This window comes from Antrihabitans spumae (genome assembly GCF_043944905.1).
In the GTDB taxonomy this organism is placed as follows: Bacteria; Actinomycetota; Actinomycetes; order Mycobacteriales; family Mycobacteriaceae; genus Antrihabitans; species Antrihabitans spumae.
Genome location: NZ_JBIMSN010000042.1, coordinates 139,810 through 154,164, shown reverse-complemented (window position 1 = coordinate 154,164; position 14,355 = coordinate 139,810). Strand labels below are relative to the sequence as shown.

General features: G+C 62.9%; 12 protein-coding genes. 4 read left to right on the top strand and 8 right to left on the bottom strand.

What is annotated here, in order from left to right:
• Positions 1-3: 3 nt before the first annotated feature.
• The 6 genes from ACHIRB_RS10660 to ACHIRB_RS10635 all read right to left on the bottom strand — a co-directional run bounded on the left by ACHIRB_RS10660 (position 4) and on the right by ACHIRB_RS10635 (position 8,443).
• Positions 4-3,132, bottom strand: a complete 3,129-nt coding sequence (locus ACHIRB_RS10660; protein ID WP_395123606.1) for a multicopper oxidase family protein — start codon at positions 3,130-3,132, stop codon at positions 4-6.
• A gap of 31 nt (positions 3,133-3,163) precedes the next feature.
• Entirely contained in the window at positions 3,164-4,129 is a 966-nt protein-coding gene (locus ACHIRB_RS10655; protein WP_395123605.1) for an antibiotic biosynthesis monooxygenase, read from the bottom strand.
• Entirely contained in the window at positions 4,126-6,828 is a 2,703-nt protein-coding gene (locus tag ACHIRB_RS10650; protein WP_395123604.1) for a molybdopterin-dependent oxidoreductase, read from the bottom strand. The genes ACHIRB_RS10655 and ACHIRB_RS10650 overlap by 4 nt, the downstream gene beginning before the upstream one ends.
• Positions 6,825-7,643 (bottom strand): FAD binding domain-containing protein, encoded by an 819-nt coding sequence (locus ACHIRB_RS10645; protein ID WP_395123603.1) that lies wholly within the window; start codon positions 7,641-7,643, stop codon positions 6,825-6,827. The genes ACHIRB_RS10650 and ACHIRB_RS10645 overlap by 4 nt, the downstream gene beginning before the upstream one ends.
• A gap of 101 nt (positions 7,644-7,744) precedes the next feature.
• Entirely contained in the window at positions 7,745-8,143 is a 399-nt protein-coding gene (locus tag ACHIRB_RS10640; protein WP_395116655.1) for an ACT domain-containing protein, read from the bottom strand.
• A 33-nt stretch (positions 8,144-8,176) separates the two neighbouring features.
• A complete protein-coding gene (locus ACHIRB_RS10635; RefSeq protein ID WP_395123602.1) occupies positions 8,177-8,443 on the bottom strand; it encodes a hypothetical protein in 267 nt (88 codons plus the stop codon).
• Between the two features lie 150 nt (positions 8,444-8,593).
• Here ACHIRB_RS10635 and ACHIRB_RS10630 point away from each other — a divergent pair, with 150 nt between their 5' ends.
• The 4 genes from ACHIRB_RS10630 to ACHIRB_RS10615 all read left to right on the top strand — a co-directional run bounded on the left by ACHIRB_RS10630 (position 8,594) and on the right by ACHIRB_RS10615 (position 13,425).
• The gene (locus ACHIRB_RS10630) at positions 8,594-11,098 is read left to right on the top strand and encodes a VIT domain-containing protein (protein WP_395123601.1); all 2,505 of its coding nucleotides are present in this window, start codon (positions 8,594-8,596) and stop codon (positions 11,096-11,098) included.
• Positions 11,099-11,100: 2 nt separating this feature from the next.
• Positions 11,101-11,967 carry a serine/threonine-protein kinase gene (locus tag ACHIRB_RS10625; RefSeq protein ID WP_395116936.1) on the top strand — a complete coding sequence of 289 codons (867 nt, stop codon included), beginning with the start codon at positions 11,101-11,103 and terminating at the stop codon, positions 11,965-11,967.
• Positions 11,968-12,036: 69 nt separating this feature from the next.
• Entirely contained in the window at positions 12,037-12,318 is a 282-nt protein-coding gene (locus tag ACHIRB_RS10620) for a hypothetical protein (RefSeq protein WP_395123600.1), read from the top strand.
• 75 nt (positions 12,319-12,393) lie between these two features.
• Positions 12,394-13,425: a YncE family protein gene (locus ACHIRB_RS10615; protein ID WP_395123599.1), complete on the top strand. Its 1,032-nt coding sequence runs from the start codon at positions 12,394-12,396 to the stop codon at positions 13,423-13,425.
• A 14-nt stretch (positions 13,426-13,439) separates the two neighbouring features.
• Here ACHIRB_RS10615 and ACHIRB_RS10610 read toward each other — a convergent pair whose 3' ends face one another.
• Both ACHIRB_RS10610 and ACHIRB_RS10605 read right to left on the bottom strand, forming a co-directional pair.
• Positions 13,440-13,952, bottom strand: coding sequence for a YceI family protein (locus ACHIRB_RS10610; RefSeq protein ID WP_395123598.1), 513 nt, complete (start codon positions 13,950-13,952; stop codon positions 13,440-13,442).
• Positions 13,949-14,275, bottom strand: a complete 327-nt coding sequence (locus tag ACHIRB_RS10605; protein WP_395123597.1) for a hypothetical protein — start codon at positions 14,273-14,275, stop codon at positions 13,949-13,951. Before ACHIRB_RS10605 ends, ACHIRB_RS10610 begins: the two co-directional genes overlap by 4 nt.
• Positions 14,276-14,355 lie beyond the last annotated feature (80 nt).

Genomic DNA, 14,355 nt, shown 5'->3' with positions numbered 1-14,355 from the left:
CTCCTACCGACCCGCCAACCCGACGGCGCCGCCGCTTCCGGGGACAGTCGCGATCAGCGTCGGTACAAGCGTCGTCGCCTCCGGACCCGCCCGTCCCAGCCCGAATTTACGGACCTCACCTGACGCGCTACCGACAAGAAGGTCGGCTCCCGTTGTCGTACTGGTGGTCGCGACGCTGACCCCGCTACCTTCGAAAGGTACGAACGACGCGATCTGCGCGAAGGCCACCTTGCCCGAATGATGGTCCGGTGGATGGAGATACATCTCCGGCGCACCATCGAGCAGAGAGCCCGCCGAAAACACTCGCACTGCCCCTTCGCCGCCGAGCATGCCGGTGACGATGCTCTTGGCACCGCCCTCGGCGCCTGCCACCCAGCCGGTCGTCAACGACACTCCCCCGGTATAGCTTTCGTCGAACGCCAGGAATTCCGATGTCGTCGTCGGCGCATCCGCACCGCCATGCCCCGAATGTTCCTCCGAAGACGCAGATTTGGCGGTCGGCTGATACAGGTCGTAGCGGAACGTCTTGACCATCGGAGCGTCACCGGGACCGGGTGCCGTCACGATGGTCGCCCTGCCGGACCCCGAGTCGACCATGCCGGTCGCCAGCGTCACGCCCGACTTCGAACCCGGGTACGGCGCAAAGCTGGAGAACAATTCCGGCGCCTTCCCTGTCTCTCCAGGCAAGGTGGAGGAAAAGATCTTCACCTGAGATTCGATTCCGGGTCCTGCTCCCACAATGATGTTGTCGGCCAGCGCGTTACCGTCGACGTCGATGCCCGCCACGCTGACGCCACCACGGAAGTCCGATTCGAACGGCGCGAACCGCGCCACCTCCTTATCGAACGCGGGGCCTGCGAACGCCACGACCTCCGGGGCAACACCCGCGCCGGTACCGACCACGACGTCGAGCACCATGTCCCCGTTCACATCCGCCATGGCAACGCTCGGTGTTCCTTCGAAGGACGGAAACGGTGTACTGGTTGCGAGGGGCTTGTCGCCGTTGCCGTCGTACACCTGGACTACGGCTGGCCTACCTGGCGAACCTGGAACTGCCACTGCGTAACTCGACACCTCGGGTATCACGTTGACCGTCGCCATCAGGCCGTTGTCCTCGTGATTCAAACGGTGGCAATGGATTACAAAGGTGCCCGTGTAGTCGGTGAACTTCGTCCGCAACGTCAGCGACGCAGGCTCCAACGCATTTTCGTTTTCGTCGGTGACGGGCGCAGGAACGTTGGCGTTGTCGACGCCCCACGGCTGCGCACCCGTCCTTGTCTTCTCCACTGGGTCGACAACCTCCGTCACCTGGAAGTCGTTGACGTGGATATGCATCGGGTGATCGTCGTTGTTCAGATTGGTGATCTTCCACTCCTCGACCGAGTTCAGTCGTGGCTGCAACAACGGAATGTTCGGGAAGGTGTTGCCGTCGAACTCGTAGGTGAACGACTTCGGGTCGTTGTTGCTCGCCTTGTCGTTGCTGAAGCCACCCGTGATGACCAACTCACGCGTCACATCGGGATTCACTACCGAGGTATCGACGAAAGACGTATACGCGTCCAACCTTTGGCCGGGTTCGAACGGCGTCGTCTTGCCTTCGCCGCTGTCAGGGGTCACCTGGATGAGCTTCTGCGTCGGGAAGGTGAAGAAGCCGTCGAAGTAGCTGATGTACTGCGGGTCGACCGTTGCGGTGCCGAGCACGGCGGGAGAGTTCTCCGTGCCGTCGTTCGTGTAGAGCACACCCGGATTGCTGACCTCCTTGCCGTTTTTCATCGGTGGCATCTCGACGACCAGATCACCTGTTTCAGGCATCGTGACCGCGATGGCGTAGCGGGAACCCGGCGGGATCAGCAGCCGTGTCCCGTCGCCCTCGACTGGTCGCTGCACAGTGGTGAATGGATTGCCGTCCTGCCCGACGATCGTGAATTTCGGATGGTTGCCCGTCGCGGTCTCGGTCAAGGTGATCGGCAGATAGGCGAAGTCGCTGATGTTCGCGAGTACCCAGATTTCGGTCTGCCCCGGCTTGACCTTCAACGCCGGCTGGAACTGGCCGTTGACCGTGAACTGCACGTCGCGCTGATTATCGGGAAGCCCAGGATTGGCAGGAACATTCACCGAATCACTGGTGAAGCTCTGCAGGTTTCCCGGGATGAACTGATTCTGCCCGCGATGGTTCCGCGTCGACAGCGGGCCGGAGTACCAATTGGTGAAGTACTGCGAACCTTCGCTCGTCTCAGGGAAATTCACCGGCGCCAAGCTCGGTCGGTAGGTGCCGTCCGCCAGTTGCGAACCCTCCGGCGGCGTGAGCGTGCTGACGAACTGCGGCCAGATGGGGTTGTTGAGTTGGTTCGAGCCACCTTTGCGGTCGAACACGAAGTTGTACTGCAGTGCCATATCTCGGATGGGAATCTCGTTCTGCGTGACCAACGGAAGATTTCCGTCGGGCCGCCCGATCTCGAGTAGACCCGCCAAACCGAAGTAGGTCTGCTGAGCCGTCAGGGTGTGCCGATGGCTGTGATACCAGTACAACCCGTTCGGCATCTCGTCAGGCACCTCGTAGTCGTAGACGTTGCCCATGCCGGCCGGGATGTCGAGTAGCACGTTGTCGGCGTTGCCATCCGGGCTCACGTGCAGTCCGTGCGTGTGCAGATTCAGCGGCGACGACTCCAGCATCGGCGGATACAGCGGCACTTCACCACCCGCAGCGGTGAACGCAGGGTCGTAGTAATCGCCGACGTCCAAGCCTTCGAGATCGTTGTCGTAGTGCACGATCAGACGTTCACCCGGATCGACCCGCAAAGTCGGTGCAGGATAGGTGCCTTCACTTTTCGTCGAGCCGTCCGACGACGTACCTCTGATGAGTTCGTAGCCGAACAGCAGGAAGTCGTCGACGGGCTTCGCCGTCGTGTCGAGCGCGACAGAGGCCTGGTGCGCCGACAGCCTGACCTCGAGTACGCCGTCCTTGCTCGACAGCTTGACCGGCTCCTTGTACGCGACAGGAGATCCGTCTGCACCGAAGTTGCCACCAGCCTCGGGAGCGGCGTCGTTGGACGCACACGAGGCCAGAACCAACATCAACGATGTTGCCAGACAGGCGAAGACGACCAGCGGTCTGCTACGACTCGTGTACATCGCGGGCTCTTTTCAGTGTTTGAAGACTCAGTTAGAAGAACTGCCAGAACACGACGACGAGCACGGCGTACCCGGCCAGCACGATCGCAACACCGATCAGATTGGTACGCAACCGATTCGACGACTTCGGTTGGAGCCACCAATCGAATCGTCCGTTGATCCAGGGCACGAGCCAGTTCAGCGCTGTCACGCTCGCGACGTTTCCGATGAACAACGCGACGGCAAATGGCAGCCCGAGTTCTCGATCCAGCAGCGGGGTCTGTACCCAGAGGCCGAACAGGAACACCACCGGATACAACATGAGCACAACCATCATGTTCTGTTTCCACGCCGGAGGCGGCTGGCCGGCCGCAGACGTCTCGGCCCTGAACCAGTGATCGAATCCGGTTCGCACGACCCGGGTGTGGAATTCTTCGGTGAATGCGGTGGCTTCGTCGACCAACTGATGTCGCACCGGCGAGTCGAGCCACTTCTGCAGATTGGCTTCGCTGTCGAAGCGCAGGATCGCCAGAAAGTCCTCTTGCACATGCGGTATCGGCGGTTCGAACCGATAACCCTTGAAGCCGGCAGCTTTGGTCTGGGCAGCAGCGATCCGGCGCTCCCATGCGCGGTATTCGGTTTCGGACCCCGGGCGGACCCGCGTGGAAACGACAACCGAGATCGGCGCGGGCAGGACCCCTTTCGACTCGACACCTTCGGCACCGTCACTCACGACATGGACGTCGTCGCGACCGACGAGCATCGGTGCCGCGCCCTCGATGCGCGCGGCGCGCTCGGGCGAGTTGAGCCAGGTCCGTGCCGCAGCGTCGCTGTCGAACCGCTGCAGAATCACCCAATCGACCTGGGTCGGCGGGCTGGGTGGCAGAACGGTCTGCTCGATGAATCCAGGCAACTGCGAGATCCCGGAACTCGTTTCGACTTGCCACCGGGAAAACTGTTCTTCAGCTTCGGGTCTCACACTCGTCTGCGTGACGATGGTGACCGTCTCCTGACTCATGACCGAGCTGCGAGACGCGAATACAGCCTGTCCGGTGTGAACGGCAGGTGTGCAAAACGTACACCGGTCGCGTTGACGATCGCGTTCGAGATCGCGGGCGCCACAGGGTTGATCGCACACTCGCCCTGCGACTTTGCGCCGAGCGGACCGATCGAATCGTGGGTGTCGGCAAAGAACACCTCCGATCGCGGGACGTCGGCGAATGCCGGGATCCGATAGTTGCGGAAGTTCGGATTCACCACCGCGCCGTCGGAGTTGTGCACCATGTTCTCGGTCAGTGCCCAGCCGAACGCCATTCCGATGGCACCGTCGATCTGACCTCTGCACTGCATGGGATTGATCAGCCTGCCGATGTCGGCACCGTGCACGCTGTGCAGGATCCGGATCTCCCCGGTTATTCGGTGCACTGCCAATCGCACACCGTGGACATTGAACGCGATGGTGCGAGGAGACAGGTACGCCTTGCGGGTTCCTTCGAAGCGATGGCCGTCCGCGGCACCTGCCTCGTGCAGTTCCGCCAACGAGATGCGCTTGTCGCCACAGAGCACGGCGTCCGCTGCGAGCGTGCATTGCTCTCGCGCTACTCCACTGTGGCGGCTCGCGTAGTCGAGAATGTCGTCGCGCAAAGCCATCGCGGTGAGGTGCACGGCCTTGCCTGCCACGACTGTGCCGGTGCTGGCGAAAGTGCCCGTGTCGTAGGGCGTTCGATCGGTGTCGGCGTTGACGATGTCGACGTCAGCTGCGCGACATCCGACGATGGAGGCTGCGATCTGCTTGTGTGCGTTGGCAATTCCGTTGCCCATCTCGCAGGATCCGACGGCGAGGTGATAGGTACCGTCGGCAAGCAGACGCATCTCGCCCGCGGACCTGTGCTCCGTCGGAGGTCCGCACTCGAGCATTGCGAGGGCGACGCCGGTTCCCTCCGCCCAGTCGTCACCGTCCGGCTTGGCGACACCGTTCCCGCGAGCGAGCGCTTCTTCCGCGAAGTCGAGGCATTGATCCAGGCCGTAGCTGCCGAAACTTGCGTCGCTCGGGTCCTGCCAGACCGACTCGACGTGGTCGCCCGGCCGAACCATGTTCTTGCGGCGCATCGCAAACGGATCGATCTTCAACAGGTGTGCCAGCTCGTCGATCGCGCACTCGATGGCGAAGGTGGTCTGCGAGGCGCCGTAACCACGGAACCCGCCACCCGGAATCACGTTGGTGTAGACCGCATATCCGAGTGCCTTCTTGTTCTCGCAGCGGTAGGCGGCAAGCGGGCTACCGAGCGCCGCGGCCAGTGTCTCACTCGCGTGGTTGGCGTATGCGCCCGTGTTCGACACGACATAGATGTCGAGTGCGGTCAGGGTGCCGTCACGTTTCGCGCCGAGCTTCACCCGCGTGGTCATCTGGTGGCGCGTCGTGGTTCCGATGAACTCTTCCTCGCGAGTCCACTCCCACTTGACCGGACGACCGAGCTTCATGGTCGCGAACAGCACGAGGTCTTCGGAGATCATCTCCTGCTTGCCGCCGAAGCCGCCGCCGACTCGTTCGGTGAAAACATGGACGTCGCGTGCCCGCAGGCCGAATTGATGACACAGCTTCGCCCGAACGACGAACGGCCCCTGCGAGCTCGTTCGCACGTGCCAGCGGTTGTCGTCACCGCGCCACGCGATCGAGCCGTGCGTCTCCAGGTGCGAATGCTGGACGCGCGACGTCGAGTAGGTCATCTCGTGCACCGCGTCGGCAGCTGCGAATCCGTCTGCCACACTGCCTATTTCGCCGTGGATGTCGACGAAGATGTTGCCCTTCTCCTCCATACCCTTGTTGTGAAGTACGGGTGCATCGGGCTCCATCGCCGTCACGGGATCGAATACAGCAGGCAACACCTCGTAGGTGACTTTCAGTGCCCGGCACCCGGCGGCCGCAGCCGCTTCCGACTCCGCGACAACTGCGGCGATCCGCTGCCCGACGAAACGAGCGACGTCGTCCAGGATGAGGGTGTCGTCGGGATCGACGAGGTGATCCTCGTGCAAAGCAGTGCTGTACAGCCGGTTCGGTACGTCGGCAGCGGTATACACCGCCACCACACCGGGTATGGCCATCGCCGCGCTTCGATCGATATCGACGATGCGGGCATGTGCGTGCGGCGAACGCAGCACGACGAGATGCAACAGTCCTTCTATGGCGACGTCCATCGTGTATCGCGCTTGCCCGGTGAGGATTCCGCGGCTGAACGGATTGGCCAAACTTGCGCCACACGACTCTCCTGCAACATCGGGCTCTGCCTCGGCAGCGCCCTGCAACGCGTCGGCGATGGACCGATAGCCGGTGCATCGGCACAGATTTCCCTTCAGCGCACGGGGTAGATCTTCCTTCTGCTCGTCGCTCAACGATGCCGCGGTCATGATCATGCCCGCCGCACAGAATCCACACTGGAAGGCCTGCGCATCGTGGAAAGCCTGCTGCATCGGGTGTAGTTCGTCGCCCGATCCAAGCCCTTCGATCGTGGTGACCTTGCGCCCTGCTGCCCGGAAGGCCGGCACCAGACACGAGTGGAAGGGTTTGCCGTCCAACCACACCGTGCAAGCACCGCAATCGCCTGCGTCGCAACCCTTTTTGACGCCGAACACCTCGCGATCCCGCAGGAAGGTGCGCAGACACTGACCCGGCTGTGGCTCGGCGGAGAAGAGGCGTCCGTCGACATCGAATTCGCTCATGAGAGTTCCGCACGTAGCTGTTCGGCGAAGTGATAGGTCAGGTGTTGCTTGTACGGAGCAGATCCGTTGACGTCGTCGAAATAGTCGTCGGCGGAAAGCCGTTCTGTGATTTCACGTCGCAGTTCTGCCTGCGCCGGAACGTCGTCGAAGTGGAGTTGCACAGGTCGAGTTGTCGCGGCCGTCACCGTGATCCGGAAGTCGTGACCGTCGGCTCCACATGTTCCGATGATCAGGGCGGCCGACCGGCCAAGGTGCACCAGCGACTGCTGTCGGTACGCGAACCGTTTTCGTAATGCCGAGTCCGGCAGCCGAATCGACCGAAGTAGCGCACCGGGCCGAAGGATGTTCGCGTTGTTGCCCGTCACGAAGTCCAGTGCCGAAACCTGTTCCGGCGCAGCGCCGTCGCGTGGCCACACCGTGTAGGTACCCTCCAACGCAGCCGTCAACGAGATCATCGCACCGGCCGGTAACGACATGCAGACATTGCCGCCGACGGTTGCCGCGTTCCAGATCTTGAACGACGCGAGCAGCGAGTTGCAGCAATCGCGAAACAGCGGTGCCGCAATCCATTCCGCTGGTGCGTCGAATGCGAACAGCTCTGCTATGCGGCAGGTTGCGCCGATGTCGAGGCCAGCATCGGAGACTTCCAATGCCGGCCAGCCGAACCCATCGAGGTCGATGAGGGTGTCGGTCGAGACCTGCGGTTCGGAGAACAGCCAGGTGCCGCCCGCCAGCCATGCATACCCGTCTCGCCAGGTCGTGATGTGGTCGGGAGACGCCGGTCTTTCGACCGCTGTGATCGTGGTGAGGTTCATTGCAAAACACCCCTATCTCAGGGCTCGGGCGTATGCGCAGTCCAATTAAACACCCGCGTTTCACAAACCGAGGCCGAACCGAGATGCCAAATTGTCGCTGCTCAGCCGCCGTCTTTCATACCGGCGAGTAGCGCAAGCGCCTCACCTACCCGGCCGTGGGGAACGAACAGATGGTCGTGATGGAACCCGGCCACCACGTTGCAACTGATGCCCGCGGCTGCGAGCGTTGTCGCCACTGCCGCCGTCAGCCCGACGGCGTCCAGCGCCGAGTGCACACTGAGCGTGATCCAGCCCGCTACATAGTGATACGCGAGGCCGACAGTGTCGGCTTCGGCCTGGGGTAGCACCAGCGTCCACCCCTCGGTTTCGCGCACCGTGACAACCGGACGGACGTCGTCCGGGATCGGACCCACGACCGTGACGAAGACGTAGCGCCCCGGATTGTGATGTGGACGCATGTCTTTCAGAAGTCGCGTCAGGTCACGCTCGCCACTGGTCACGGTCCCGACCGTAGTAGATGTCGACCGCCCGAGTCAGAGCGTCCGTCCGAGGTGGGTGTGATCGCCCCGGGAGGGGCCATATTCCATGCCAGTCAGCAACGGAATACCCGCCCAGAGGGCCAGCCCGACGCCAACTGCGATCAGCACGACAGGTACGACGACCGCAACGATCAGAACTGCGACGACGACCACTGCGACAACCCATGCGCGTTGGCGAACCATGCTGTGAGCCAGCGAAAAACGGAAGACGCCCGCATCGCCTGCGGCCGACTCGAAGGTGGTTGCATCGTCGATGTTCATACGTCGATTCTGACCTCGGGTCGGCAACCACAAAAGAGCCACCTACCAACAACTGGACTGCCTATACAGGTCCACCTGGGCCAACACGCGTAATTATGGAAAACTGACGTTCATCGGGTGGTGTGAGAAAGTGCGGGCAAGGAGGCTGGGTTGACGCTCGTCCCCGTCTTCGACAAACCCTCGCCGGGTCGCGCAAATACCCGCTCGGGATTCGGCGCGATCACAACTCCTCGCGGCGATCTTCCGCTGGAGGCGTTGGCTGTTCGAGCCGACATCACCGGATTGATGTGCCGCACAGACGTTCGCGTGACCTTCCGCAACGTCGCGCCGATACCCATCGAGGCTACCTACATCCTTCCGCTCCCCGATAACGCCGCCTTGACCGCGATGCGATTTCGGATCGGCGACCGCCTCATCGATGCGACTCTGCGCGAACGCGGTAATGCACGCGATGTCTACGACGCCGGAATCGCCGCGGGTGGGCGTGCCGCGATCGTCGAGCAGGAACGCGCCAACATCTTCACCATCAGAGTCGGTAGCCTCGCCCCCGGCGAACGAATCGAAGTCCAACTGGCGCTTACGTTCACGCTCGACTACTCCGATGGTCAAGCAGCATTCTGCTTTCCGCTCGTCGTTGCACCCCGATACCACCCCGGCGTCCCACTCGACGGTCCACAAGTCGGACTGGGCGTCGCTGCCGACACCGACCTCGTGCCGGATGCCTCGCGCATTTCGCCACCCGTGCTGCCCTGGAACTCTGCCGACACGGTCGATCTGACGATATCGGCAACTGTTGCGCGGCAAGCGCTTCCGATCGTGGAGATCGGCTGTACCATCCCGGCACGAATCACCGACGATCCGAGCCTTCCGCACATCACAGTCGACATAGAGCCCAACCAGCGTCTCAACCGAGATTTTGTACTGCGACTGAGCACCGGTCAGCGCGACGACGCCGTCATGTCGCTGTCGACGGTCCGCGACGTGGACGGACCCGACGGCACCTTCGCGCTGACGGTACTGCCGCCGACGACCGGATTACCACCCGCGTCGACCCGCAATGTTGTTGTCGTACTGGACAGCTCGGCAGCGATGGCCGGTTGGCCGGGCGCAGCGGGGCGACGCGGAGCTGCGCGAATCGTCGACATGCTGACTCCCGCAGACAGATTCGCTGTGCTGACGGTTGCCGACACAGTCGTCGCCGCGAGTGGACGAGAACCGAAACTCGTTCCGGGGATCGATCGCAACAGGTTCGCTGCCGTCGAGCACCTCACTTCGGTCCGTCCGGGTGGCGGCGCGCACCTGGGGCACGCTGTCGATCTTGCGGTCGAACTCCTCGCATCGGAACATCGCCGGCCAGCACCACACCATTCGATCCTCGTTGTCATCACAGCCGGCCAGGTCGGCGACGACGACGACATTCTGGCTCGTGTGACACCTGCGCGATTCGCTGCGGGAGTCGGCGGCATGCGGATCCACTCCATCGGCATCGGAACCGCCGTCAACTCCGCTTTGTTGCGTCAACTCGCGTCGACCGGCCGCGGCGAGTTCCATCTCGCCGAATCCGAGGATCAACTCGACGCGTTGATCCCTCGGATCCGGCGCCTGCTCGGTCCGCCACTGCTGACTCGAATCGGCCTCACCGCCGAGGGAATGGAGTTCGATCCCCGCACGCTCTCCCCTGCTCAACCCCCTGATGTATATCCCGGCGCCGCGCTCGTCATCACAGGACGTTGCCGGGCAGGCGAATCCGGTCGGCTTATGTTGTCGTCGATCGGTCCCGACGGTCGTCCATCGGTAAGCACCATCCCCGCGGTCCCGACCACCAATCTCGCCCTCACCACCCAGTGGGCGCGCGGTCACCTCGGTGACCTGCAACGCCGATATGCGACGTGCCCGATCGCCGAAGCTCCCGAGCTCGCTCAGCGCATCGTTGCGACGTCGATCCGCTTCGGAATCATCACCCGTCTCACCGCATTCGTCGCCGTGACCGATGCGCACAGAAACCCGAATGCCGCAGGCGGACAACCTCATCAGGTGGTTCAGCCGGTCGAGCACACGGTCGACTGGACAGGACCCGACGAGGGGTCGTCGGCATACTCGGTCGAGTACGCGAAGCGCGTGACGCCGACCCCGCCGCCGTTCGACACACCAAGTCCGCCGCAACCCTCGACTGCGCCGCGGGCTCAGCGTCGGGGTGTGCTGATCGGTGCCGGCGTCACCGTGATCGCTGCGCTGATCGGTGTCGGGGCCGTCGTCACCACCGTCTCGTCCAGCGATTCGACAACCGACGGCGTCGCACAACCCGCGCCGAAGTCGCCTGCCCGGCCCGGTCTGACGTTCACCAACTCCGCGCCACCGCCCGCAGAGGCGGATCCAGAACAGAACAGTGAAACCGCTGCGTCTCTCACCGTCGTGTTGACACCACGGGGTACACGAACCGAGATCAGTGCACGTGCGGCTGGGATACCCACCGGCGAACCGGTCCGCCTGGTCGTCGTCGGGTCGGATGGCACTCGCTCGGTCGTCGACGCATGGACGGTCGAAGCCGGCGACCCAGCCCGGGCCGTGCTGGTCGACCTTCCCATCGACCGCATCGCACGGGTGACCGTCGAAAGCGCGACCGGCTTCGTCTACGTGACCACAACCATCGAGTGACGATGGAGCAACTCGATCCCCGGGATCCGACATCGATCGGACCGTTCACGTTGCTCGGCCGACTCGGTGCAGGCGGCATGGGACGGGTTTACCTGGGCAAACTACCGAGTGGACGCCGCGTCGCGATCAAGGTCGTGCACGAACATCTCGCCGCAGACCCGCGCTTTCGGATGCGGTTCTCCCACGAGGTGGGCGCGGCGAAAGCCGTCGGCGGCTTCTGGACCGCGGCGATCGTCGACGCGGACCCGAACGCACCGACACCCTGGCTCGCCAGTGAATACATCGTAGGCCCGACGCTCGAGACAGCGATCGAGACACACGGACCGCTCGGTCCCGAAGCCGCCCGAATCGTGCTCATCGGCCTCACCGAAGCGTTGATCGCGATCCACCGCGTTCGACTCATCCACCGCGATCTCAAACCGGCCAATGTGCTTCTCGCACAAGATGGTCCGCGGGTCATCGATTTCGGTATCGCCCGCGCGCTCGATCAGGCGCGGCTCACGCAGCCCGGCCTCCCGATCGGGTCTGCGTCCTATATGTCGCCCGAGCAGGCCCTCGGCGCGGCGGCCCTCACCCCCGCGAGCGACATCTTCTCCCTCGGTGGGGTTCTCGTGTTCGCCGCGGCCGGCCATCCTCCGTTCACGGGCGCGAACATGTATTCCGTGCTGCTCGCCGTGGCGAACGGACAGCCCGATCTCACGGGCGTCCCCGCTCGACTTGCCGGCATTGCCGCGGCCTGTCTGGCAAAGGATCCTTCACAACGACCGACGACTGCCGACCTGCTCGACGAACTGACCCGCACGACACCGACCGCACCGGGTAAACCTTCGGTCGATCGTCGCAACGACTGGTGGTTGCGTCGGCGCTGACCGATATCCCCCCACGTCAGGGGCAATGGACGGTAGCGTGACCGGTCAGTCCAGCGGGAGGATTCGCACGTGGTCGGTTTCGCTCTGTTCGTCATCATGTTCGCCATTGCCGCACTGTTCCGACTTGCCGATCTGCTGTTCCGATACTGGTACATAGTGGTGCCGATCGCCGTGATCGTGTGGATCTGGCTACTCGGCTTCGAATTCGGTCCGAAGCACGAAGAGTCGATTCGGCGTGACCTGAACGCGATCGCAAAAAGGTTGCCGTTCAGCATCAGAAAACGTTTGCGTCCCAGCTGGATTCGATGGATCGAGCGCGGGGATCCCCGCGCTCGCAGTCGCCGGACCTGATCGGGTCGGGCGCAAGGCCCGCGGATACTGGGAAATCCCATCGATGACCAGCACTTATGTGCAAACATCATTCGTATGGTGAGATCGAACGGCAGATCGAACTTCATCGGGCTACGGCGTCGCGCCGCCTCGCTTGGCCGCACCATGACCCTTATCGTCGCCGTCGCCGCACTGTCGAGTGGAAACGTTGTTGCACAGGCGGATTCGGTATCTGGATCCATCCCGATCGACGAAGTCCCCGGCGGTCTCACGCTCGCCCCGAACGGCGGCCGAGCTTATGTCACCAACCCGAACGGTAAGATCACGATAATCGACACCGCGAACAACGTACCGGTCGGAAAGCTCGGGTTCGGTGGTTACGCCATCGCGATCGCGCCCAACGGCACGCGGGCCTACGTGACCGGTCGCGGCAACACCGTCGAGGTCTTCGACCCGACGACGAACCTCATCTCTGCCCCCGCGATCGATGTAGGCGGAACCTCGAAAGGTCTTGCTATCACACGCGATGGCGCGCGCGCATACGTCGCCAACTCGTCCCGCAATTCCGTGACGGTCATCGATGTAGCGTCCAATTCGATCGTCACCGATATTGCGGACATCGACTCCCCCATTTCGGTGTCGACGTCGCCGAACACCCCCCGCGCCTACGTCTCGACCGCCAAGAGTGTGGTGGTGATCGATACCAACACCAACACTGTCGTCACGTCGATCGAAGCGGGCGCGCGGCTGACCGGAATTACCACCGGCCCGAACGGAACTCGGGTCTATGCGGCCGATACCGATGGCAATTCCGTCCAACTCATCGACATGGCGGCGAACACCCTCGTCGGGTCGATACCCGTCGGCACAGCGCCTGCGGCTATCGCATTCAGCCCGGACGGCACTCGCGCCTATGTCACCAACTCGGGCAGCGACACGGTTTCGGTGATCAACACGACGAACAACACCGTCATCGAGACGCTCGGAGTCGGCGCGGGACCGTCCGCAATCGCAATGATTCCGAACGGTAGCCGCGCCTACGTCGCCAACATCGATGGTCGATCCGTATCGGTGATCACTCGGACCAAGGGAATCTGCCTCTCGGTCTGCTTGCCTTCACTCTTCTGACCTATGGCGTCAGTTCACGCCACCGGGACCAGTCGTGCTCGTACGGTCATCGTGATCGTCCGGCCGATCAGCAGCCGAGGCGCTTTGATACCCAGGTCGCGACGGTCGAATACCGCTGTGCCACAAAGGCTCACCTCTTCTCCGGTACCATCGAGAGTCACGTCGAAGTACACCATTGCGCTGTTTCCCCGCACCGTCAGATGTCCAGCAACTCGCCAGCCGGTCGCTGTCGCTACGGCGTCCGACGCGACGAACGCCGCGACCGGATGGTTGTCCAGATCGAGGAACCGTGGCTTACGGAGGTCGAGATCGCGCCGCATGTTCCCGGTGTCGATCAAGCTCAGTTCTGCCACACCCTTCGCCAGTTCCAGCCCACCGTCCTGGCCGAAGGAAACGCTGCCTTCCCGAATCGGGACGGTGCCGGTCACCGTATGACCCAGTTTGACGACTGTGAACGTCGCGGTGCTGTGCTCGACGTCGACCGCCCATCGGCGTGCGCTCACCGGCGCAGCTACTGGCTTGTTCATCGCGTTGCCTCCATGGTCGTTGCGTCGACATGTTCGACGACTGGATAGATCTCGATACGGTCGGCGCCCGGCAGCAACGCAGGGTCCTCACCAGGTAGCAGTTCGGTCGCCATGATGGCGCGTTGTCCGTCGAGCAAGGACTGCTCGGATTCGGCAATGGTGATCACGACCTGCGAGCCGTCGGCCTGTCGAAGCACGTAGTTGGCCAGAAGTCCTGGTACCCGGATGACTGCGGGCTTGATGCGGTTCTGACCTGCAAAATCCGCCGCCGCGATTTGTTCGGCAGTCCGCGGACCGTCGAAATAGGTTAGCTGTGCGTACATTTGGTGCTCCCTCGAATGATGTGTCGGATCGACTTCCATCAGTCTGTGAGCGAAAGGCACGCGGCAAATCAGTAGCAGTA

What these genes read in the sequence shown, in the direction of transcription:
- ACHIRB_RS10605 (WP_395123597.1), bottom strand. Translation starts at nt 14,275, where the DNA reads ATGTACGCACAGCTAACCTATTTCGACGGTCCGCGGACTGCCGAACAA.
- ACHIRB_RS10645 (WP_395123603.1), bottom strand. Translation starts at nt 7,643, where the DNA reads ATGAACCTCACCACGATCACAGCGGTCGAAAGACCGGCGTCTCCCGAC.
- ACHIRB_RS10610 (WP_395123598.1), bottom strand. Translation starts at nt 13,952, where the DNA reads ATGAACAAGCCAGTAGCTGCGCCGGTGAGCGCACGCCGATGGGCGGTC.
- ACHIRB_RS10625 (WP_395116936.1), top strand. Translation starts at nt 11,101, where the DNA reads ATGGAGCAACTCGATCCCCGGGATCCGACATCGATCGGACCGTTCACG.
- ACHIRB_RS10615 (WP_395123599.1), top strand. Translation starts at nt 12,394, where the DNA reads ATGGTGAGATCGAACGGCAGATCGAACTTCATCGGGCTACGGCGTCGC.
- ACHIRB_RS10635 (WP_395123602.1), bottom strand. Translation starts at nt 8,443, where the DNA reads ATGAACATCGACGATGCAACCACCTTCGAGTCGGCCGCAGGCGATGCG.
- ACHIRB_RS10660 (WP_395123606.1), bottom strand. Translation starts at nt 3,132, where the DNA reads ATGTACACGAGTCGTAGCAGACCGCTGGTCGTCTTCGCCTGTCTGGCA.
- ACHIRB_RS10655 (WP_395123605.1), bottom strand. Translation starts at nt 4,129, where the DNA reads ATGAGTCAGGAGACGGTCACCATCGTCACGCAGACGAGTGTGAGACCC.
- ACHIRB_RS10650 (WP_395123604.1), bottom strand. Translation starts at nt 6,828, where the DNA reads ATGAGCGAATTCGATGTCGACGGACGCCTCTTCTCCGCCGAGCCACAG.